Below are 23,355 nucleotides of genomic sequence, written 5' to 3' on the forward strand. Positions count from 1 at the left end.
AAATAATATATTTGGTTCTTATTTAGTGAGTTACCGTTTTTATAATAAGTGAAAACAGTTATGCATTTAAAAAGGAGTAAGATTTAACATAACAAAAGCAAATTAACGTAATAAAGCTACCATCGTTTTATTATTTTAATGATAAAAAGTAAAAATCAATCATTTATAAATAGAAAATCTTACTACACTCAATATATTAAAATATCAATCAAATTTGGCTGATAAATGTTAGGGCAATGCACGCGATAAAACATTAATCATCAATCATGCATCTGTTAATATTACTTATTAATACCATATCATTAGACAATTTTGATCAATTTAATCTATATCAATGTAACCACTAAATTTGTTATGCATTATGATCTTAGTAGCAATATACTATTAATTAAAATCAATGGATATTTTCAAAAATTCAACAACAAGTCGATGCCATATAGCCAAAATGCATATTGTTATAATTATTAATTAGTATCATCTTTTTGCGTTATATTTATAATAATCACTATAGTTAATAATTGATAATGTAATGCTATTTCCTTTAAAGCGACAAATAAGGATTTTAATATGAGTAAAATATTTGATGATAATTCACAAACCATTGGTTATACCCCATTGGTACGATTAAAACACTTTGGTAAGGGCAATATTTTAGCTAAAGTTGAATCACGTAATCCAAGCTTTAGCGTTAAATGTCGTATCGCTTCTAATATGATTTGGGATGCAGAAAAACGTGGTTTACTCACCTCTGACGTTGAGCTAATTGAGCCAACAAGTGGTAATACAGGTATAGCACTTGCAGCCGTTGCAGCGGCGCGTGGTTATAAACTGACATTAACCATGCCTGAAAGCATGAGTATCGAGCGACGTAAGTTATTAAAAGCGTTAGGCGCAAATTTAGTGCTAACCGAAGCGGCTAAAGGTATGAAAGGTGCTATAGAAAAAGCGGAAGAAATTGTAGCTAGTAACCCACAAAAAAATATTATGTTGCAACAATTTAGTAATCCTGCTAATCCAGAAATACATGAAAAAACAACTGGCCCTGAAATCTGGTTAGATACAGATGGCCAAGTTGATATTTTTATTGCAGGTGTTGGTACTGGTGGAACATTTACGGGAGTCACGCGTTATATAAAAAAAACACAAGGTAAAAAAATAACTGCTGTTGCGGTCGAACCAACTAACTCACCGGTTATCACACAAGCACTAGCTGGCGAACTTATCAAACCTGGTCCACATAAAATTCAAGGTATAGGTGCAGGTTTTATTCCGGCAAATTTGGATCTCAATTTAATCGATCTTGTCGAAAAAGTATCTAACGAAGAAGCAATTGAAACAGCGCGTATTTTAATGGAAAAAGAGGGAATTTTAGCAGGAATATCATCGGGTGCAGCAGTTTTTGCCGCTGATAGGTTAGCTAATTTACCTGAAAATGCCAATAAAACTATTGTCGTAATTTTACCATCGTCCGGTGAACGTTATTTAAGTACGGATCTCTTTAGTGGCATATTTACTGAAAAAGAATTAGGCTGATTTAAAAGAAAACCACCACACAAGGTGGTGGTTTACATACTGAATAATCAACGAATCATTTACCAATCGTGCAGTCCATCTAGACTTATATGTTCCACTTTATACATCTTGAATAATACCAAAATGACGGTAAGCATGAGGCGTTGCAATTCGACCACGAGGTGTGCGCTGAATATAACCTTGTTGGATCAAAAATGGCTCAAGTACATCTTCAATGGTTTCACGCTCTTCGCCTATTGCCGCTGCAATGTTATCCAAACCAACAGGGCCACCCATAAACTTTTCAATGATCGCCAATAATAGTTTGCGATCCATAAAATCAAAACCTTCATTATCAACATCAAGCATATCGAGCGCTTGAGTTGCTATTGTTTCATCAACAATGCCTTTCGATTTTACATCGGCATAGTCTCTTACTCGTCGCAATAAACGATTGGCAATTCGAGGAGTGCCACGAGAACGCTTAGCAATTAAATGCGCACCTTCTTGAGATAAATCCATACCTAAAAATTTGGCGCTGCGACTAACAATATATTCCAAATCTTCAACCCGATAAAACTCTAGGCGCTGCACAATGCCAAAGCGGTCACGTAGTGGTGAAGTTAATGAACCGGCGCGAGTAGTTGCTCCAATCAGAGTAAACGGGGGTAAATCGATTTTAATCGAACGTGCAGCTGGCCCATCTCCAATCATAATATCTAATTGATAATCTTCCATTGCAGGATACAAAATTTCTTCAACCATAGGTGAAAGTCGATGAATTTCGTCAATGAAGAGCACATCATTGGGTTCTAGATTAGTTAGCATAGCGGCCAGATCACCCGCTTTTTCTAATACCGGGCCTGAAGTTGTACGCAAGTTAACGTTCATTTCATTAGCAACAATATTGGCTAAAGTCGTTTTTCCAAGACCAGGCGGACCAAAGATTAGTAAATGATCTAATGCATCATGTCGCTGCTTAGCAGCTTGAATAAAAATTTTCATCTGCTCACGAACATGCGGTTGACCAATATATTCATCCAAAAATTTAGGACGAATTGCTCGATCTAATGATTCTTCTTCTTTTTGAGCCTGAGGAGCTATCAAACGATCCGCTTCAATCATATCCTTGACCTATTTTATAATGCTGATTTTAATGCTTCACGAATAAGCGTTTCACTATCCATTTCTGGCTTAATGACTTTACTAATAATGCGACTAGCTTCTTGCGGTTTATAACCAAGTGCAATCAGTGCAGAAACTGCTTCGCTTTCAATTTGATTAGACGATTTTTTAAGGTCGCTTGATGAAATTATACTACTAGTTGCGGACAAATCTTCGCCAAATCGTTTCAGGCGATCTTTCATTTCAACAATCAAACGCTCAGCAGTTTTCGTCCCCACGCCTGGTAATTTAACAAGTGTTTTGATTTCACCTTGTTCAACAGCACTAATAAATTGTTGGGCTGACATACCCGATAAGATCGCCAATGCCAATTTAGGTCCTACCCCATTCACTTTAATCAGTTCTCGAAATAGCTCTCGTTCTTGCTCATGATTAAAGCCATACAATATTTGTGCATCTTCACGAACGGCAAAATGTGTTAATACAATCACTTCTTTACCATTGTCCGGTAACTCATAAAAACAAGTCATTGGCATAAATACTTCATAGCCAACACCGCCGACCTCAATTAACACTTTAGGTGGTTGCTTTTCTATAATGAGTCCTCGTAAACGCCCTATCACATTTAATCCTTAATAAAGAGTATTATTTAACTTAATTTTAACTATCAATAACCGAGATTTTAAATATCGCTTAAATAAAATAATAAAAATTATTTGATAGTCAGTATTAACAACATTTATAAAATAACTAGTTTGTAGTTTACCTGATACAAAATAATTAATAAAGAAAAACTGTATAAATAGACAGGCAAAATCATATATCAACTTTGGTCATTACTTACTATTGAAAGACAACCTAATAATCATTTATATACATGACACTGGTAAATAGTGCTAAATCTATTTATAGTAATGCTTATAAATTATAATCAGTAACATCAGTTTTCTAGGAATAACTTGAATGATTAAGGAGTATTATGCGTGATTAGTCAAATTAAACATTTGTGTCCGGATAAGAATAATGAAGATAACTATTATGGGTTTATAAAAGCACTAGATGAAAAGAACGATTACTATTTTGCTAAAAAAGATATCAATAATCTACCCATCGAAGAACTAAAAATAGGTACAAAAGTTAGTTTTACTGCAAATGAAAAAGACGCAGGCAAAAGATATGCAACCGATATCAAACTTATCGATGAGCGAAAAATAAAAGAGAATATTGATGTATCGGATGCCAATTCCTTTCCTGATAAAATGGATGCTAAGACTTATCAAGCATTATTAATACACTCGGTACGACAAATCGAAAACATCACCGATCCAATCGCTTTTGAAGATTCTGTTTTTAACTTATTAAAAATAATTGGATTGAATAAAATTTTTCAATTTGATAGAGAAAATCAAGCCGGAAAAGCAGATGGCTTTTTTATTATTGAAAATTTAGCGGTAATGTATGATTGCACTCTCAAATCAGATTATGAAGCATTTAAAGAAGAACAAATAGAAAATTATATTAATCAACTCAATCATAAAGCACATTTAACGTTCAATACAAAAAAAATGGATGGACCAACGACTCCAAAAACAATTCCGCTGACAGGCAAAAGCAAACAAGTTTGGATTATCACTAAAGGTGAAAGCAAAGAAATCAGCGATTATGATAATGTTAAAGTCAAAGAAATATCAATTCATGATTTGTGCAAAATATTCCAAAAAAGATTACATGATATTACCTATGATAATGAAAAATTAATGAATGATTTTATTTTTATTGCTAAATAATTTCTATAAATAAATGGGAAGACTAGAAAACTAGCCTTCCCACTAAATTAGATAAAGTTAATTTTTATACCGACAATAATCAATATTCAACGGCAATCATTAAAATGGCATTTTAAAACCTGGTGGTAATTGCATGCCACCGGTAACTTGTGCCATTCGCTCTTTTTGCGCCTCGTCTAAACGACGAGTAGCATCGTTATAAGCGGCAGCAATAAGATCTTCTAACATCTCTTTATCATCTTCTGTTAACATTGATGGGTCGATTTCAACGCGTTTGCAGCTATGTGCGCCATTGACTGTGATTTTAACCATTCCAGCACCTGATTCACCGGTCACTTCCAGTTTAGCGATCTCTTCTTGAGCTTGCTGCATTTTTGCTTGCATTTGTTGGGCTTGTTTCATCAAATTACCCAAACCACCTTTTCCACCTGAAAACATATTTATTCCTCTTTTAAAACATTTAGCTGCCAATTATACAGGACGAATACTCGCTTCATCAATCTTCGCTTCAAAATATTGGCAAATCATCTCAATTTTAGTATCTTGTTTGATGATCTGCTTAGCCTGTTCTAACTTTTGTTGATATAAATCTTCGCGCATTTCTAAAGGCGTTTTATTTTCTTGATTATCATCAATCATTACCTTGAGTTTTACTAATTGTTGTCGATGGTTAGATAATGCTTTTTCTAATTTGTTAGTATTAACAGATGAATTGATCAGATGTTTAACTGACGAGCGCATATGCAGAACTATATTAGTTTCATCAACTTGTTCTAAAAATGAATTTATTGCTATTTGTTTAATTAACGGAGCCAATTCTAGTTGTTCGATCTCTGCACACCACTTATCTTTTTGAGCCATTTCACCAATAAGTTTTTGAGTCATTTCTGGTGTTTTATCACCATTTAATGATTCTCGAAAAGCCTTTGTATCGATAACCATATCATCTTTAGTTTCAACCAGACCATAGGATTGCCATTGATAATTTTCAGCAGTAATCTCTTCTTCATCATTATCATTAATTGTATGGCTTTCTAGTTCAGTATTTTTCTCTTGCTCGTTAGTTGATGGCAAAATGTTTTTTATGCGCGCTAATGAGGAGTGCTCCTCGCCATTTTGTGACTGCTCTTTTCCAGCCACTGATTCAGACTTTTTTGTATTTTGCTCCTCTTTGATTAATTGCATTCTCATTTCTAAAATATTTTTAGTGATCGAGGATGCATCATCAGGGATAACTAAGTCTGATGGTGCAACATTATCCTTTACATCTTCTGTTATCGTTTGTTCAGCTTCAATCTTTTCTGTTGTGGTTGACCTTATTGGTTCCAACTTTTGTTGTTCTTTAGCATTAGACGAATTAACTGAAGTACTTTGTAAGTTTGACTTCGGTTCAATACGTTGCTCATTTTGCTGACTTGATACCATTGGCGGAACTTGTGATTTGCTATCCGCCATTTTTGGTGATTGCTCAGCAACTTTAGCTTGCTGTGTAGGCGGTTTAACTGCCTCAGTTGTTTTAGGGATAAAGGCTAACGCGCGTAGAAAGCTCATTTCAACACCAACTTTTTTATCAGGTGCATAAGCAAGTTCTTTTCTACCCATCAACAAAATTTGATAAAACAACTGGATATCATTTGGCGCCATATATTGTGCTAAAAAGCGTATGCGATCTTCATTGTCACTGTAATCCCCCAGTGCAGTAGGAACAACTTGAAGTAATGCTATTTGATGTAAAAGTGCAATGCTATCAGCAAGTAGATTATCCCAATCAACACCTTGCGTCGCAGCAACATTAATTTGCTGCATTAAAGCATTACCATCCCCGTGATAAAGCGACTCTACTAGTGAAAATGGTATTGATTTATCTAACGTGCCTAGCATCATGGCAACTGACTCAGCTTCGACTTTACCATTACCTAAAGCAATCGCTTGGTCAGTAAGACTTAGCCCATCACGCATACTGCCGTTAGCTGCTTTGGCCAATAACTGTATTGCTTTACTATCACTTTCGATCTGTTCCAGTTGTAAAATGTGTGATAGCTGTTCGGCAATTAACGAGGTATCAAGTACATTTAAATGCAAATGCAAACAACGAGATAAAATAGTAATCGGTAATTTTTGTGGATCGGTTGTGGCTAATAAAAATTTTACATGTTCTGGTGGTTCTTCTAATGTTTTTAACAAAGCATTAAAGCTACTACGTGAAAGCATATGAACTTCATCAATTAGGTAAACTTTGAATCGTCCTTTAGTTGGCAAATATTGAATATTATCTAAAATTTCACGTGTATCTTCGACTTTAGTCCTTGATGCTGCATCGATCTCAAGCAAATCAACAAAGCGACCTTGTTCAATATCGCGACAATTATCACAGACACCGCAAGGCGTTGCAGTTATACCTGTTTCGCAATTTAAGCCTTTAGCTAGTAAACGTGCTATAGACGTTTTCCCAACGCCGCGAGTACCCGAAAACAAATAAGCATGGTGCACGCGTCCTAGCGAAAGTGCGTTAGATAAAATTTTTAAAACATGCTGCTGTCCAACCACTTCAGAAAATGATTTTGGTCGCCACTTACGTGCCAGAACTTGATAACTCATAATCACCATTACTAATTGCTAATGAAATTGCCAATTATCATATCATAATGTGTCAAATTAGTCTTTACTATGCCGATAACCGATTTAATATTTGACAATGTTTTATACTAAAACGCATAACTTTCCTTAAACTTCCTGTCAGGATTTTTTGGATGTAAAGTTTATTTAACAGCCTATACGGCTGTGAGCGATCGTGAGATACTATAATCGTTGTTAGTGTAAAGGTAAATGGTATTTTTGGGGGGTTAAACCCTTTTTTTTGATGATTTTTTAATGTTTCGATTTTATTAAATTTTAAATTAACTTGAAAAAAAGGGGTAGTAGTTGGGTTACTTGAATTCAAGTTTTTTTGTAAAATGAAACTGTATAGACTCCTCAATAATTTTTAAAAAATATTTTAACCAATTAAATATTGATTGTTTTTTATGTTTAAACGCATAGGGTTCCTTAAACTTTTTGGCAGTCATTATTTTCATTTATTAATCAAATTTGTTTCTTAAATTTCTTAATAGAATTTTTGGATTTTAGATTGATTAAGACTTTGGACGTTGGTCGTTTTGTGATGTTTTCTTTTTTGTAAAAACGCCCGAGTAAAAAAGGGATTATGTGCCCTCCCCCAAATTACTCGTATAATCCATTTCTGCTTGCCGATGCTATCGGCTCGGATTGCCCCTGCCGCTAAAACTGCCCTTTTGTTGCTTAACCTTTATTACTCCTTATTAAACGCCCCCGACTTAAGGATTAAGGATAAGTGCAAATCCCCCCATTGATGGCGTCGCTGGGGTTGATCCTGATAACGTAGCCGTCTCTCGAGTAGACAGTCAACGGGTACGGAGAGCTGATGTCACTTGTCCAATCGTAGTAGTAGAGGAAGCCGGCAGCGGTATAATCGCTCATGTTGCCCCATTCGGTGAACAAACCTGCACCAATATTACGCTGGTAACCATTCCAATTCGATGACGGCGTAGCGCCCACTGCTCCTTGGCAAAAAAAGCCTGAACTAGTTCCCGAACAAACCGAGTTAGTTAAGTCTTTGACCTGTGGCAAGCGGTAACCACCACCTAAATTGCGACACCAGGATGAGGTGTTAGCATAAGTATCTGGTTTATTTCTACGGTTAACGAACCACTGTTTTAACACAAAGCCATAGCTTAATACCGTTTTATTACGACTATCTTTACCGACTAACACGAATGTCTGTGGCAAGATGGGAGTAGCGACGCTACCCGGTGTGGCTGAATTGATTTGGGATGCTGTTGCCGCCGGACCCGTGAGGGTGACGCGAATGTTATTAGCATTATCGGGGGATGGCGTCATGGTGGCGGTAATACCGCCTTGGCTGACTGTTGGCCATGTCAATGCTGAACCTTTAACACCACCTATGTCTAAATCAAAATACAGATTATTAATACCAGTAGTGGGGAAGTTACGACTGTAAGTTGATGGCTCAGTGGATTGCACCAGAAAACCTTTATCCGGATTCCAGATAGTGGCGGGACCGGCGTATTTGCCGTCACCATAATTCAGATTGGGTTTGACATAACAGATTTTTGGTGCGGCTTTAGGACTGATATAATAAGCAGCAGAACTACCATTGAAACTACTACTATTAGGCAGCCCATACTGAGTAGCTATACTTCCATTAGTACTGGTTAATTCCACTTTATAAGGCGCATCACAGATATCTAAAGTAGCACTACGACTCACAGCATGATTGGCTTTATCGGTAATACGCACGCTTAAATTACCGGTAGCAGCAATACCATTAGTACCTTGACCATCACCATCTTCATCACCCCAATAATTATAAGGTGCACCAATTAAAGCACTTAAGGCAATGGAATTGGTATTGGTAGGTATTGACATAACAATATCAGCGAAACTCTGATTGGCTACCGGCAGCTGTATTGGGTTGACTGCGGTTGAAGTATTGGTTGCTGGTGTAATGTGAGTACCGTCGGATAGAGTAATCCATAACAAACCATCTGTAGTGGTAACCTTAGTTACCCCATTATCAAAGGTTAAATAAGGTGGATTACCATGAATATATTCAGTTGTACTTGCCGATAATGCTTGAGTATTAGAGCAATAAAACAACAATAACATCGGCATCCAAGCTAAACCAAGTTTAGATAACCTACCTGATGCTTGAGTTTGAGTATAAACCCCTAGTGAAGTTAAGATTAACCTTAAATTTATATCTTTAATTAAGCTTAAGGATAACGCTGAGCTCAAAGCGTATCTTTTGTTTACACTTATTGCTAAAAAACAATGATTATTTACGCTGTTTCGATGAAATAAGTTAAAAGTAGAAGTAAGAATTGAATTAAATTTCAGCCTAGAGAGAGATTGGGGAGTTTTTAAAACATTGTTTTGCCAGCGCTGGTGTCTATAATTATACTGCATGGCGTTCCATCCGTCAACTAATCTTTTATTTTATTTAGGTTTTTTATGCTAAACGGCTATAAATTAAGCCTTAATCGTTTTAATTATAAGGGGATAATAAAAAAAAGCCACTCATTCAGCCGAATTATTTGTAAGGAAATGTAAAATAGCAAGATATATTTGAAATATATCGTATTATTTTTTATTCGAAAATATATCACCCCTTTTATTTCTTAAATTTCTTAATAGAATTTTTGGATTTTAGATTGGTTAAGATTTTGGACACTGGTCGTTTTGTGATGTTTTCTTTTCGGTGAAAACGACCGAGAAAAAAGGAGGTTTATGAGCCTTCCCCAAATTACTCGTATCGCCCATTTTTGCTTGCTTCTTCGAGGCTATTATCGCTATGTACTAATCTTCAAATTTGTTCCATAAAAAGTTTGTCCCCACAACCGCTCGAATACTGGTCACAGCTTTACTGCTTTCGTTTCACAAATTGTCATTTAACAAACCAGTGAGAATCGTAGCTCGTGTATGCCCTCACCTTATTCAGTATTCTGAATGTTCTAGGCCAATTCCCTCACTCGGCAAAATTTATATTGGAAATGAACATCTCGATTGGACTTAAGTAATCGCCCAAGAAAAAAACTTAAGTATAAAACACCCTGTGAAGCCTTTTTTAGGCTGAATTCATACTTAGTAGTTGAATTCAAGCAATGTTTTTATACTAAAACGTACATATTTCCTTAAGCTTTTTGTCAAAATTTAATTTGTTAAATAATCTATTTGTCAGCAGTTGTGAAATGGGTTAGGTTAATTGATATGTTGAATTATCACGCTGCCAAGCCATTTGCTCGGCAGAGTATCCGCCTAAATCAACTTTTTATTCAAGTTTTTGGCGTTTAGTTTTGATTTAAATAAGCCCAAGCATATTGTGCATAAAATTCTGCACCTAAGGTCATACCATCTTCGTCAACATTAAAGCAACCATGATGATGTGGCCATTGCGTGTCTTTTTCAGGATTACCGGAACCCACCAAGGCAAAAGCGCCTGGAATGTTTTCTGTATAGTAACTAAAATCTTCACCACCAGTTGTCGGCGGTTCAAAATAAAGGGTTTGTTCACCAAACGATTCGACAATAACTTTTTGTGCTAATAAGGCACTCTCTTTATCATTAATCACGGGAAGTGTACCGTAAATATATTCAACTTCGGCCGTAGCTCGGTACATAGCAGCAACTTGGTTAGCATATCGACGAATTGCTGCTTCAATTTTGTCACGTACAGCAACATTAAAACAGCGTACAGTGCCCTCTAATACCGCATTTTCGGCAATCACATTAAAACGAGTACCAACATCCATTTTGCCAATGGTGACTACAGCTGGATCAAGTGGGGAGACTTCGCGCGAGACAATAGATTGTATATTCATTACAAATGAAGATGCGACCATAACGGCATCAATAGTGTCATGTGGCATAGATCCATGCCCACCTTTACCTTTAAAACGAACAGTTAATAAATCTGCCGAAGCAAAACTAGAACCGACCACACAAGACACCTTCCCTACAGGTGTTTGTGACCAAATATGCATGCCAAAAGCGCTATCGACATCTTCAAGCACACCCTGTTTAATCATGCCTTTTGCACCTTGGGCGATTTCTTCCGCCGGTTGAAACACTAATCTCAAATTACCTTTTAGCTGATCGCGAATAGCATAAAGTGCTTTAGCCGCAGTCAGTAGCATAGAAGCATGGGTATCATGACCACAAGCATGCATTTTGCCATCAATTGTTGATTTATAATCGATGTTGGTACTTAATTCTTGCACCGGTAATGCATCGATATCTGCTCTCAGTAAGATTCTTTTACCGGGTTTACCACCTTGGATATCAGCAATAATGCCTGTTGGTTTAGTGCGGCGGTAAGGAATACCGATTTTATCAAGTTGTTCGGCTATTTTGTCGGTGGTTCTAAACTCTTCCCACGGTAATTCAGGATGTCGATGTAGGTCTCGACGAAAAGCAATCATTTCATCAATATTTTGTTGAACGAGTTTTTTAATATCTGGATTTATCATGATACTACCTTTAATATTTCAATGTATTCTATTTTTTAGGATTAGATATGCAATCATCTAATCCTTATTTATGTCATTACTCTTTTTTAATTGTGTCGGTTACTTTAGCCAATCAACACAATTATATCTGTCGCTAAGGCGTAACCGCTGATGGTGCGACAATCATATTGACCATGATACCGGCAAGCACCACAGATACTATTGTGACTGAAATAAATCCACCAATCAGCATCGGTGGTAGCATATGGCTAGTAAGCACATCTTTTTCTTTCTGATCTTTAGTTAAATTGTTGATCACTTCATTGGTAATAATATAATCGGCAGGAAAACCATATAAGGCAGTAAGTGCGATAGAAAACGCCATCTCTTTACTGACTTTTAAAACTTTACCCACAATCACCGAAAAGATAAACATGCCAACCACCGCAGATAAAATAAAGATGATAAGTGGTGTAATTAATCGAACTAGCATTTCAGGCGTTGCTTTACTTAAGGTATCAAAAATAAAGAGCATTAATCCCATCACCGCTAAACCAAATCCACCTGCTTTTTTGAGTGGATGACGTTCTAAGAAGCCACACGATGCCGCAATAACACCAAATAGTAAACATAAGACAAATGGGCTAACACTGACAATTGGCTTTAAAATTTCAGAAACAGAGTAAGCTAAAAGTCCAATAATTGCGATACGTAAAAAAATGAAATAAGATGAATTATAGCTGGAAGGAATTTTAGCAAACATGCGTGGCATCGGATTTTCATCATCTGCGACCACTGATTGTTTGTCAATCGATGACTTTGGATCGTTATTGGCATTCCAAGTACCTGCATGATACTGGCTCAGCACTCGTCGCCCTTCTCGTTTAAGCATGATTGAGGTAAGCGGATAACCAATAAAGCCTTGCATCACATAGATAATAATGGCAAATACAGCGAGATCAGGTAATCCAGCATCGGTTGCACCTTTCGCCATAATAATGGCCGATACAATGCCGCCAACTAGAGGCGGAATCGCCACAACAACGGTATTAAAGTCAAAGAATAGATAGCCCACTATTATTGCAATAATAATGATCCCCACAATTCCTGCCAGCGAAATTAAAATAGTTTTCCACTGTAGTAATAGTTCCTTAACCGATAATAGTGTGCCCATATTAACGATCAGTAAATACATAAACATTACAGCAACGACAGTTGGGATACCCGCACGAGCGACGATATCTTTTGGGAAAAACGTCCAATAACCAAGTAAGAAAAGTACAGCACAAATAAATACAGAGGGGATCCAAGCTTTGGTTCGGGTTGAAACAATATCGCCAAGATATAAAATAATTAACAATAATACGAGCGCTAACATTTGTGGCATGTCATTCATCGGTGACATAAAAAGCTCCATTTTTTATCTTTTTTAATAAATTTGTTTTCTTAAGAGACGCTATTATAGTTAATTATTTATGATGTTATATATTTTTTATCATGAAATCGTTAATTTCATCTAAAAATAAATTGCCATATTTCTCTAATTTAATTTTACCTACGCCTGTAACATTAAGTAGTTGTTTTTTGCTTTCTGGCATAGTTTGCACCATTTCTAATAAGGTCGCATCGCTAAATATGACATATGGTGCAATATCTTCAACATCTGCAATATCTTTACGTAATCGTTTTAGATTATTAAATAAAATACGCTCTTCATAAGACAAAATGGTAGTTAAGTTAATTGCTCTAGCATATCGATTTAAGCGACTCTTCTTCACAATCTCTAGTCGAGGTTTAGCTAATGATAAGCTAATCTCACCTCTTAAAATTTTTCGTGCCTCTTGAGTCAGTTGTAACGTTGTAAAAGTTGAAATATTTTGACTTAAGTAACCTAAATAAATTAATTGTCTAATGACACTTAACCAATAATCTGTTGAGTGCTGTTTCCCAATTCCATAAACAGACAATTTGTCATGTCCGTTTTCTTTTATTTGCGAGCGAGCTGATCCTCGTAATACATCAGAAATATATTGTGCGCCATAACGTTGCTCAACCCGATAAACACAAGATAAAACTTTTTGCGCATCAATTAAACCATCATACATTTCTGGCGGATACAGACAGATATCACAGTTATTACAAGGCTCGCTGTGATTTTCACCAAAATAATTAAGCAATACGATTCGCCGACAAGTTAAGCTTTGAGCAAATGATTCCATAGCATTAACTTTATGTTGCTCGACCTCTTTATGCTTACCATCCATTTTGTCAGCAATTTGTCGATGATACCAATTTAAATCTTTGCCATTAAAAAGTAATATTGCTTCGGCAGGTACGCCATCTCGCCCTGCTCGTCCTGTTTCTTGATAATAAGCTTCAATTGTTCTTGGGCAATCTGCATGGATAACAAATCGAATATTCGGTTTATTAATTCCCATACCAAATGCAACTGTTGCAACAATAATTTGTACATTATCTTTTAAAAAAGATTCTTGTGCCTGTAAACGTTCGCTGTTGGTTAAACCAGCATGATAAGCTATAACAGAAAAACCACGTGCAGCAAGCCTTGTCGCCATATCTTCAACTTTAGAACGGCTTGAACAATAGATTATGCCACTATTGCCTTTTTGTGTTTCAATAAAAGAGACCGCTTGCTCGGTTAAATTAAATTTATCCACTACGGTATAACGGATATTAGGGCGATCAAAACTACGCACAACAACTAAAGGATCCACTAGTTTTAATTGATGAATAATATCCGTCTGAGTCATCTTATCCGCTGTTGCAGTCAGTGCAACCAAGGGAATGTCAGGAAAACGTGCTGAAAGCTGTCCTAATTGGCGATAATCAGGGCGAAAATCATGACCCCATTGTGAAATACAGTGCGCTTCATCTATGGCAATTAATGAAGGGGGATGTTTTTCAATCATAGTAGAAAATGATGATACAGCGAGTCTTTCCGGTGAAATATAAAGCAATTTTATTGAGTGTGATAAATATTGTTCAATAACGGCTTGCTGTTCATCTGATGATTGAGTCGCATTTAGATATGCTGCCGAAATACCGTTGGCAATAAGTTGATCAACCTGATCTTTCATTAAAGAAATTAACGGTGAAATAACCAAAGCGGTACTTGGCAATAATACGGCGGGTATTTGGTAACATAACGATTTACCACCACCGGTTGGAATAATTGTTAAGGTATCTCGACCATCGATAATTGATTCAATAATTTCTTTTTGTTGATTTCTGAATGATTTATATCCAAAAATATTATGTAAAACATCCTCTATCTGATCTTTTATCGACATGTTAACCAAAACAAATAGCTCCTTAATTATTCCATTGAGTATAGCTAAATAAGACTAAACAAACCACAGAAAATTTACATTTATTTACAATTCGAGAAAAAAAACTAAACCTGTTTTTTAAATCGTAATAATGATAAAAATAAATCTATTTTACAACCCTTATCTTGATCATAAAAACAACGTATTCGGTTATTCTATAACCACAATTGTTCAACAGATTAAAAAACAGGCTATTTTTAATTTTTTTACTTGATACAAATCGATTTCACAGCTAATATTTGCGTGTTTCAACATATACGCCCGTAGCTCAGTTGGTTAGAGCATCACCTTGACATGGTGGGGGTCAGTGGTTCGAGTCCACCCGGGCGTACCAATTCAAGTCCATATCCGAAAAGGCTTCGCAAGAATTAATCTTCATCTCAATTCTATTAAAGGGGTTAAATCAGGGTAAAACCCATACCATTTTTTAGAAAATCTATGGTTATCCACTTTCAACCACCGCACTTTAAATTTCACATTTGCAAAATTAGTTTAATGTTAATAAAGGACCGTTTGCTTGTAACATGAAAACAATCAATCACACAACACCAATTACAAACATGGGCTATAGTCTATTTTGAACTTAGACAATTATTTATTAGATTATTATACTCAAAAATCAAGATAATTATTGCTTATAGAATAAGCTCTAAACCCGAGAATAAAAAAGAGCGATCAAAATCGCAATTGTTGTGCAAAATTAACTTAATCGACTTTATTTTTGGATGATAATCACTTTTTCACACTCTCGAAATACGAAAAAGGCTATGCTTTTAGTAAAGCCATAATTGTGCCTTTAATTTCCCATCATTTTCAAATTTAGTATTCATTATTATTAAATTCAGATCTGATCAATGATTGTCTTCGTTGATGTCAAATGTTGATTAACCATACGAACGATATAACATATTCTTTATTTTAAACGTTCGATTGGCTAACCTATCAGGATAAAACAGAGACAACCGCATCATTCAAGTCATAAAAGATTTTGATAAATGATAAATTAAAATTTTTTGACTTTACTTTGAATTAACAATGGCTAAATAAATTTTTACTGATATGATCTAAGTAATTAAACACCATAATAGGAAAATACAATGAAAAAGATTTTATTAATATCATTTATTTCTGCAATGCTATTAGGTTGTGATGCTAATGTTGAAACAACCGTGACAATTTCACAGCTTGATGCTAAACCATCTTTTGTTAAAGGAAACCTAACATTAGAAGTCCCAGCCTGCTCAGATTATAAAGACTCCAGAAGTGAATCATCGTCACTAATTACAGCTAAAAAAGAGATAGCCCAACTATTCAAATCAGTTGAATATAAAGAGTGTTATACTCAAAAAATGAAATCATATGCATCATTTGAAATTCCTATTTTAGTTGGTCAAGACATATCAGACACTGAACTTTTAAAACAAGCAGATATCCTAACAGTTAAACATGATAAAGGAATATATGCTATAACTAACCCCGAGTTCACAAAAAAATTAATTCAATATAAGAAAAAAGCCATGTCAAATATTGATTTTAAAATTTCAATTTCACTTATCAATGACACCGATAAGTCTATCGATAAAATTTCTGTAACAAAAGCTTTTATCGATAATAGACCATACGATGCGGCCGAATTCTCTTTAACACCAAATGCTAAGGTAACAATAACACTGAGTGATGTTTCTACTCAAATACTATTAAACCCGACTACAGATTCTAATAATAAACAAGGCATAACTGAAATCGCTAAATTTCAGTAAAATAATATTGTTAAAATGCATATCATATGACTTTATGATACTTAAATAATTAAAAAAGGGCGCTTTAACCCGCCCTTTTTATATGAAAATCATCCTAGAAAAATAATCGAGAGATTATTTGGTTCATTTAGAAATTAATCTCAGTACCAACAAAATAACGTCGACCTTCTAACGTTTTACCAAAATCATCGTTGCTTACATCCCTATCAAACAAATTATAAATACCAGCATATAATTTTGCTTGTTTATGGATTTTATAAGATGCACCAACATCCCAGAAAGTATAGCCCGGATATTCAATTTTATTACCATTGCGGTCTGTGGTACTTTCTACCCCATAATAAGCAACCTTAGTCCATAAATCCCACTCTTGAGTGAGATTCCAATCAAGTTGCGTATTGAACTTCTGTTTCGGAGTACGATTTAGTGATCTTCCTTTATTTAGACCTGTTTTTTGTTCAGTCTTAGTCCAAGAATAATTAGTACTTAATAAGAAATCAGTAAATAATGGAGTTTTAAATGAAAGTTCAAGACCTTTCAGATCCGCTTTATCAACATTTTGCCATTTTTGAATTAAATCAAATTTATCATTTGATCCTTCAAGTGTGCATGCCTTACTATTTTTTAAGTCATTACATAAATTATATGTCTGCATTTTATTTTTATACTTTGTATAAAACACTGTAGCTGAGGCATCAATACCATAATCATTAGTATAACCAAATCCTATTTCATAATTATTGGATTTCTCTGGTTTTAAATTAGGTTCACCAAGTACAATCCCTTTTCTCCCTCTACTTCCTGAACCACCCGTTGGCTGTCCCCAATCTGAAACAACTTGACGTAATTGAGGAGTCGCATAGCCTGTCGAATAACCACCTTTTAATGTAAAGTTATCATCAATATTCCAAACACTGTACACGCGCGGATTCCAATTGCTACCATAATTTTCATCTTTGTTATAGCGTAATCCGGTAGTTAAAATCCAATTGTCTAATAAATGGATCTCATCTTCTGCAAAAAAAGCATAATTCCAACGATCAATTTTTGTTATATTTCTATCAAATTGATTATTTTTATCATGCAATTCTTGATAATTATATTTTCCCCCAAGAGTAAGCATATTAATTGAAAAAGGAATGATTACACGACTATCAACATCGGTATTTCGTATCTTCATTTTGCGCTTTTTGTTATTATTTTCTTCATGAGAAACATAAGAAGTAGTTGTGACATCACCAAATACTCCATTGTGTGTTAACCCAAATGTATTATGATGATCGTTACGAGCACTTTCTCTTCCATCCATTGCAGTCTTTCCTTCGCTAGATTTACTACTTTGCAATGCATGTCCAAAATCTAAATCAAATTTTTGAGTATCGGTTGCATTTAACGATAATTTACCATTAATGCTATGTAGCTTTTGTTCGGCATGACCATATAAAAACTCATCTTCATGGCGATTAGAGTATTGGCCATAAAGTTGAATACCTAAAATATCATCAATAATAGGTCCCATTGTTGAAAAGCTGCCAGTATAAGTATCTTTTTCTTTGGAACGATAAGGGATAACTGACTCTAAACGTAAACCTGTATGCCATTTATCTGATACTTTTTTAGTAATAATATTAATGACCCCACCCATCGCATCAGAACCATACAGTGAAGACATAGGGCCACGCACCACCTCAATACGTTCGATTGCAGTTAATGGTGGTAGCCAACCTTGCTCAAATCCAGAATTATCGCTATTAGGCCGCGTTTCACGAGTGCTGACTTTTTTACCATCAACTAAAATCAAAGTATATTTAGCATCCATACCACGAATACTAATATCAGTTTTATCACCACCACCTGTTATTGTGACACCTGGAATATCTTTTAAAGCGTCAGTGACATCACGGTAAGGTTTATTATCAATTTCTTCGGGCGTAATAACCGAAATTGTCGCCGGCGCTTCTTTAACTTGTTGCGCAAATCCCGAAGCGGTTACAACCATAGTATCAGTATCAGAATTAGTTGCCGCCAAAGCCGAGGTTGATAATGATATTAAAATACCTGAATTGATTGCATGTTTAGCAAGTTTAAGTTTCTTTTTGAAAGCCATGATGTATAACCCTATTATTAATAATGATATTTTTATTTCAAGTGGAATGTGAACACTACAGTATATGAGAACAATTATCAATATCTTTTCGAAAAATTATTTAAGGCTAGACAATTTTAATTTATTAAATAATAATAGTTCGCATTTACACATAAACATAATGCGAGAAATTATGATGAAGAGAAATAAAAAATGGTTACTAATTAGCCTTATTGCCGCGACATTAGGACTAACCGGTTGCCAATCATCAAATACGATGATAGTAACAGCCGATAATCAAACAGTAACGGTTCCCAAATTACCCCATAAAGTTGTCGTGATGAATTACGGTGCCTTAGACACCTTAGATGCATTAGGCAAAGGTTCTATCGTTGTTGGCGCACCACAATCGGTAATTCCATCCTACTTAAATCAGTATAAAAAAGCCAATATTAAAGATACAGGTAATATGAAAGAACCTGATTTAGAGGCAATTAAACAAGTAAAACCTGATTTAATTATTATTGATGGTCGTCAAGCTAGTCGTGCGCCTGAGTTAACTAAAATTGCGCCTGTTATTAATCTAAGTGTTGATGCTAAAAACTATATTCAATCAACAAAAGACCATATTAATGTGTTGGCAAGTATTACCGGAACGGAAGCTAAAGCTACTAATTTGATTCAATCGCTTGAAAAAAAGGTAAATGATGCACAATCAATTGCTTCAGCAAGCCATAAAAAAGCGATTGTAGCAATTCATAATGATGGAAAAATGATCCTGATTAATACTAGCTCAAGTGCGGCTTTAATACATGATGTACTAAAAGTTAAACGGGCAGTACCCGTCGATGTTAAATCTAGCAATAATAACGACAAACCTAAACCGGTATTTATTGATAATCATTACATAAGCACAGTAAAACCTGATGTTATCTATGTAGTTGATCGCAGTAAAGCGATTGGTAAAGAAGGCATGAGTGAAAGTTACTTTGACTCAAAAGTATTGAAAAAGGCTAAAACACAGGTGGTATATTTAACGCCTGATCTTTGGTACTTATCTGGCGGCGGTGCAGAAAGTTTAGATCGTCAAATTGATGAAGTGGTAAATTCACTAAAATAAATTATTATTAAATTTTTAACTTCCTATTTATGAGCTGTTATTATCAAATAACGGCTCTTTTTTAATTAAATAAATCAGCCATAATAAATTAAACTACGGGTAATAATTAGCTACTTTTTAGCTATTGTAATTTAAATAACTCAATTCTAAAAACTATTTACTTAAAATTCGAATTAACCCCATTAAAGTATGAGAAATTTATTTTAATAGAGAATAACCATCTATTAATAGATTGATACTAAAGGTGTTTATACGCAATGAGAAATTCTTTATATCAACTAAGATTAAATATGATAAAATGCACCCGTTTTTTTATTATTAGCTACAAAATTAAACTAATTGACAGATAAAATTCTCAAATATACCTCTAATTAATAAACACACTATAAAAATATGAATATGTCATCCCCTACTATTGGATTTGTGAGTCTTGGTTGTCCTAAAAACCTTGTTGACTCAGAGCGAATTTTAACTGAGTTACGTACTCAAGGTTATCAAGTTGTACCAAGTTATGATAATGCTGATTTAGTTATTGTTAATACCTGTGGTTTTATTGATAGTGCTGTGCAAGAATCGCTTGAAGCTATCGGTGAAGCCTTAAACGAAAATGGAAAGGTCATTGTCACTGGTTGCCTTGGCGCCAAAGAAGATCAGATTCGTTCTGTTCATCCTAAAGTGCTTGAAATATCAGGTCCACACAGTTACGAATCTGTGCTGACTCATGTAAACAAATACGCACCTAAACCAGCTTATAATCCTTTTACAAGTTTAGTACCACAACAAGGTGTTAAATTAACACCAAAGCATTATGCTTATTTAAAAATTTCTGAAGGCTGTAATCATAACTGTACATTTTGTATTATTCCATCGCTTCGAGGCGAGATGGTCAGTCGCCCGATTGGTAATGTGCTTGATGAAGCTAAACGCTTAGCCGACAGTGGTGTTAAAGAATTATTAGTGATTGCACAAGATACATCAGCCTATGGTATTGATATTAAAAATCGTACCGATTTCTGGAATGGTATGCCACTAAAAACCGATATCAAAACGCTTTGTGAACAATTAGCGAGTCTAGGTATTTGGGTAAGGTTACATTATATGTATCCCTACCCGAGTGTTGATGAATTGATTCCATTAATGGCTGAAGATAAAATTCTTCCTTATTTAGATGTACCTTTACAGCATGCCAGCCCATCAGTTCTGAAATCAATGAAACGACCTGGCACCATTGAACGTACTCTTGAACGAATTGAAAAATGGCGAAATATTTGTCCTGAAATCACCCTACGTTCAACCTTTATTGTCGGCTACCCTGGTGAAACCGAACAAGATTTTGAACTATTACTCGACTTTTTATCGCAAGCACAATTAGATCGCGTTGGCTGTTTTACTTACAGTCCTGTTGAAGGTGCAGCAGCGAATGCGCTACCAAATCAAATTCCTGACGAAATCAAACAACAACGCTATGATCGTTTTATGCAACTACAACAAACGATTTCTACCCAAAAATTACAAGATAAAATTGGGAAAACATTATCGGTCATCATAGACGAAGTAGATGAAGAAGGCGCAATTGGCCGTAGCATGGCAGATGCACCAGAAATTGATGGTGTTGTTTATCTAAATGAAGAAAACTGTGTTAAAGTTGGCGATATAGTTCAAGTTAATATTGAACATTCAGACGAATATGATTTATGGGGAACTGTTAAACAGTAATAAAAACAATGAAACTACATTATCGGTTAGAGATTAAAAATATTATAAAATTAGCAGTTCCGGTATTGATTGCCCAAATGTCGCAAACAGCTATCACCTTTGTCGATACCATTATGGCCGGCAATTATAGTGCTACCGCACTTTCTGGTGTAGCTATTGCGGTTTCCATTTGGCTACCAACAATTTTATTTGGCCAAGGATTACTGACGGTTTTAACGCCGATTATCGCTAATTTAAATGGCGCAGCTAAACGAGATCAAATTGCAATTCACACCCGTCAAGGTGTAATTATTGCGTTATTTTTGTCGATAATCATGATGCTTTTTCTCTATCATTCCGATAAATTAATTACATTGAGAAGTTCTACTGATCATCCTATAGATCCAAAAATGGTTAATGTGGCGGTATCGTTTTTACGCGCAATTATGTGGGGAGCACCGGCTTTTTTACTCTTTTTTGTTTACCGTAATCAATGTGAAGGGTTATCAAATACTAAACCAGCAATGGTAATTATATTTATTGCATTACTTGCCAATATTCCCATTAATTACATATTAATATATGGTAAATTAGGGTTACCAGCTTTTGGCGGTGTAGGTTGCGGTATCACTGCCGCAATTATATTTTGGTTAATGTTCGCGTTAATAAGAATATACACATTAACCACCTCAAGTCAGCAAGATGTACGTAAAACACCAATGGTTAAACTATTTGATTTTTCAATCATCAAAAATATTATTGTTCTTGGTACGCCTTTAGCATTAGCCTACTTTTTCGAAGTCAGTTTATTTGCAGTTGTCGCATTATTGATAGCACCATTAGGCCAAACAACCGTTGCTGCCCATCAAATTATTTTTACCATCAGTAGCTTAACATTTGCTATTCCCCTATCATTAGGTGTCGCAACGAGTATCCGTGTCGGTTTTTTATTGGGTAAAAGCAAGCCAATTTTAGCTAAGCAAAGTGCTTATATCAGTTTAACTATATCATTAATGTTAGCAATTATTGTGGCACTAATATTAGTAATATTTAAATCACCAATAATTGAAGTTTTCACTACCGAAAGTAGTGTTATTTCTATCTGCATGCAATTAATTATTTTATTGGCTATCTATCAAGTCTCTGATTATTTACAGGTGGTTGCAAGTAATGTACTGCGTGGTTATAAAGATACACAAAGTATTTTCTTTATTACACTTATTTCTTATTGGGTAGTAGGCTTACCCGTTGGTTATATTTTGGGATTAACAAATATTATTATCGAACCAATAGGGGCTGCTGGTTTTTGGATAGGATTTATATCAGGTCTGAGTGTTGCAGCAATTTTATTGCTTGCAAGAATGGTTTATATTCAAAGACAACCTATCGATGTTATTCTAGAACGAGCTGCTAGATAAATAGTTAAATTATTTTATAAATAATAACAGAGTATTATTAGCATTCATTTATATAAAATAGTGTTAGATATAGATTTAGAAATATCTGGCACTATAGCAATATCATGAAATATATGACCATATATAAATTAACAATCAACGTATAAAAATGCTATTTATTTTATTGACATTAATTATATTTTAAATATCCCTTAAAACCTCCTAATTTGCAGCCTTTTAATTAAAATAACAAATAAAAACAATATAATAAATTATTTAAATTGGATTTTTTGATCTTAATTTAAAAATAAAGCTAATGGATGGGGATTGAATTAGATGTCAAACATGATTATATGCAACATGAAATTACAGCAATACCCGAACAACAAAATATCAAAGTCAAAGATTGGAACATGAATAATTTATACGAGTATGATAAATTGAAAAAAGATCCAAATCCTTTCAATTAGTATTTTAAAT

16 protein-coding genes and 1 tRNA gene are annotated in these 23,355 nt (G+C 34.8%); 8 read left to right on the forward strand and 9 right to left on the reverse strand.

Annotation, left to right across the window (positions count from 1 at the left end; genetic code table 11):
* Nucleotides 1–567 precede the first annotated feature (567 nt).
* Entirely contained in the window at nucleotides 568–1,533 is a 966-nt protein-coding gene (gene cysK / locus A9G09_RS03060) for a cysteine synthase A (protein ID WP_065633446.1), read from the forward strand.
* A gap of 99 nt (nucleotides 1,534–1,632) precedes the next feature.
* On the opposite strand, the gene ruvB is transcribed toward cysK, so the two are convergent.
* Both ruvB and ruvA read right to left on the reverse strand, forming a co-directional pair.
* Complete coding sequence (gene ruvB, locus A9G09_RS03065) at nucleotides 1,633–2,637, reverse strand: Holliday junction branch migration DNA helicase RuvB (RefSeq protein WP_065633447.1); 1,005 nt, start codon at nucleotides 2,635–2,637, stop codon at nucleotides 1,633–1,635.
* A gap of 14 nt (nucleotides 2,638–2,651) precedes the next feature.
* A complete protein-coding gene (gene ruvA / locus A9G09_RS03070) occupies nucleotides 2,652–3,260 on the reverse strand; it encodes a Holliday junction branch migration protein RuvA (RefSeq protein WP_065633448.1) in 609 nt (202 codons plus the stop codon).
* 360 nt (nucleotides 3,261–3,620) lie between these two features.
* Between ruvA and A9G09_RS03075 the strand changes: the two genes are divergently transcribed.
* Nucleotides 3,621–4,424, forward strand: a complete 804-nt coding sequence (locus A9G09_RS03075; protein WP_065633449.1) for a cold-shock protein — start codon at nucleotides 3,621–3,623, stop codon at nucleotides 4,422–4,424.
* 99 nt (nucleotides 4,425–4,523) lie between these two features.
* Here the strand turns inward: A9G09_RS03075 and A9G09_RS03080 are convergent, their stop codons facing one another.
* From A9G09_RS03080 to recQ, 6 genes are all read right to left on the reverse strand, one after another.
* Nucleotides 4,524–4,862 (reverse strand): YbaB/EbfC family nucleoid-associated protein, encoded by a 339-nt coding sequence (locus A9G09_RS03080; RefSeq protein WP_065633450.1) that lies wholly within the window; start codon nucleotides 4,860–4,862, stop codon nucleotides 4,524–4,526.
* 33 nt (nucleotides 4,863–4,895) lie between these two features.
* Complete coding sequence (gene dnaX, locus A9G09_RS03085; RefSeq protein ID WP_065633514.1) at nucleotides 4,896–7,022, reverse strand: DNA polymerase III subunit gamma/tau; 2,127 nt, start codon at nucleotides 7,020–7,022, stop codon at nucleotides 4,896–4,898.
* Nucleotides 7,023–7,763: 741 nt separating this feature from the next.
* Nucleotides 7,764–9,257 (reverse strand): hypothetical protein, encoded by a 1,494-nt coding sequence (locus tag A9G09_RS03090; protein WP_065633451.1) that lies wholly within the window; start codon nucleotides 9,255–9,257, stop codon nucleotides 7,764–7,766.
* A gap of 1,052 nt (nucleotides 9,258–10,309) precedes the next feature.
* Nucleotides 10,310–11,488, reverse strand: coding sequence for a M20 family metallopeptidase (locus A9G09_RS03095; RefSeq protein ID WP_065633452.1), 1,179 nt, complete (start codon nucleotides 11,486–11,488; stop codon nucleotides 10,310–10,312).
* Between the two features lie 133 nt (nucleotides 11,489–11,621).
* Nucleotides 11,622–12,854, reverse strand: a complete 1,233-nt coding sequence (locus A9G09_RS03100; RefSeq protein WP_065633515.1) for a hypothetical protein — start codon at nucleotides 12,852–12,854, stop codon at nucleotides 11,622–11,624.
* Nucleotides 12,855–12,948: 94 nt separating this feature from the next.
* A complete protein-coding gene (gene recQ / locus A9G09_RS03105; protein WP_065633453.1) occupies nucleotides 12,949–14,778 on the reverse strand; it encodes a DNA helicase RecQ in 1,830 nt (609 codons plus the stop codon).
* A gap of 296 nt (nucleotides 14,779–15,074) precedes the next feature.
* Between recQ and A9G09_RS03110 the strand changes: the two genes are divergently transcribed.
* Nucleotides 15,075–15,151: transfer RNA gene (locus A9G09_RS03110), tRNA-Val, on the forward strand.
* A gap of 763 nt (nucleotides 15,152–15,914) precedes the next feature.
* Nucleotides 15,915–16,577, forward strand: a complete 663-nt coding sequence (locus A9G09_RS03115) for a hypothetical protein (protein WP_065633454.1) — start codon at nucleotides 15,915–15,917, stop codon at nucleotides 16,575–16,577.
* Nucleotides 16,578–16,704: 127 nt separating this feature from the next.
* Here A9G09_RS03115 and A9G09_RS03120 read toward each other — a convergent pair whose 3' ends face one another.
* Nucleotides 16,705–18,684, reverse strand: a complete 1,980-nt coding sequence (locus A9G09_RS03120; RefSeq protein ID WP_065633455.1) for a TonB-dependent receptor — start codon at nucleotides 18,682–18,684, stop codon at nucleotides 16,705–16,707.
* Nucleotides 18,685–18,856: 172 nt separating this feature from the next.
* On the opposite strand from A9G09_RS03120, the gene A9G09_RS03125 reads away from it, so the two are divergent.
* The 4 genes from A9G09_RS03125 (at nucleotide 18,857) to A9G09_RS12830 (ending at nucleotide 23,345) form a co-directional block, all read left to right on the forward strand.
* Nucleotides 18,857–19,783: a siderophore ABC transporter substrate-binding protein gene (locus tag A9G09_RS03125; RefSeq protein ID WP_065633456.1), complete on the forward strand. Its 927-nt coding sequence runs from the start codon at nucleotides 18,857–18,859 to the stop codon at nucleotides 19,781–19,783.
* Between the two features lie 399 nt (nucleotides 19,784–20,182).
* Nucleotides 20,183–21,499, forward strand: coding sequence for a 30S ribosomal protein S12 methylthiotransferase RimO (rimO, locus tag A9G09_RS03130; RefSeq protein WP_065633457.1), 1,317 nt, complete (start codon nucleotides 20,183–20,185; stop codon nucleotides 21,497–21,499).
* A gap of 8 nt (nucleotides 21,500–21,507) precedes the next feature.
* Nucleotides 21,508–22,896, forward strand: a complete 1,389-nt coding sequence (locus A9G09_RS03135; protein WP_065633458.1) for an MATE family efflux transporter — start codon at nucleotides 21,508–21,510, stop codon at nucleotides 22,894–22,896.
* A 299-nt stretch (nucleotides 22,897–23,195) separates the two neighbouring features.
* On the forward strand, nucleotides 23,196–23,345 hold the full coding sequence (locus tag A9G09_RS12830; protein WP_176700941.1) for a hypothetical protein: 150 nt from the start codon (nucleotides 23,196–23,198) through the stop codon (nucleotides 23,343–23,345).
* The last annotated feature ends 10 nt before the right edge of the window (nucleotides 23,346–23,355 follow it).

Source organism: Gilliamella sp. wkB292, from assembly GCF_001690235.1.
Classification (GTDB): domain Bacteria; phylum Pseudomonadota; class Gammaproteobacteria; order Enterobacterales; family Orbaceae; genus Gilliamella; species Gilliamella apicola_F.

What these genes read in the sequence shown, in the direction of transcription:
- A9G09_RS12830 (WP_176700941.1), top strand. Translation starts at nt 23,196, where the DNA reads ATGGGGATTGAATTAGATGTCAAACATGATTATATGCAACATGAAATT.
- A9G09_RS03135 (WP_065633458.1), top strand. Translation starts at nt 21,508, where the DNA reads ATGAAACTACATTATCGGTTAGAGATTAAAAATATTATAAAATTAGCA.
- A9G09_RS03100 (WP_065633515.1), bottom strand. Translation starts at nt 12,854, where the DNA reads ATGCCACAAATGTTAGCGCTCGTATTATTGTTAATTATTTTATATCTT.
- A9G09_RS03125 (WP_065633456.1), top strand. Translation starts at nt 18,857, where the DNA reads ATGATGAAGAGAAATAAAAAATGGTTACTAATTAGCCTTATTGCCGCG.
- cysK (WP_065633446.1), top strand. Translation starts at nt 568, where the DNA reads ATGAGTAAAATATTTGATGATAATTCACAAACCATTGGTTATACCCCA.
- A9G09_RS03120 (WP_065633455.1), bottom strand. Translation starts at nt 18,684, where the DNA reads ATGGCTTTCAAAAAGAAACTTAAACTTGCTAAACATGCAATCAATTCA.
- dnaX (WP_065633514.1), bottom strand. Translation starts at nt 7,022, where the DNA reads ATGAGTTATCAAGTTCTGGCACGTAAGTGGCGACCAAAATCATTTTCT.
- A9G09_RS03115 (WP_065633454.1), top strand. Translation starts at nt 15,915, where the DNA reads ATGAAAAAGATTTTATTAATATCATTTATTTCTGCAATGCTATTAGGT.
- A9G09_RS03095 (WP_065633452.1), bottom strand. Translation starts at nt 11,488, where the DNA reads ATGATAAATCCAGATATTAAAAAACTCGTTCAACAAAATATTGATGAA.
- A9G09_RS03080 (WP_065633450.1), bottom strand. Translation starts at nt 4,862, where the DNA reads ATGTTTTCAGGTGGAAAAGGTGGTTTGGGTAATTTGATGAAACAAGCC.
- ruvB (WP_065633447.1), bottom strand. Translation starts at nt 2,637, where the DNA reads ATGATTGAAGCGGATCGTTTGATAGCTCCTCAGGCTCAAAAAGAAGAA.
- recQ (WP_065633453.1), bottom strand. Translation starts at nt 14,778, where the DNA reads ATGTCGATAAAAGATCAGATAGAGGATGTTTTACATAATATTTTTGGA.
- rimO (WP_065633457.1), top strand. Translation starts at nt 20,183, where the DNA reads ATGTCATCCCCTACTATTGGATTTGTGAGTCTTGGTTGTCCTAAAAAC.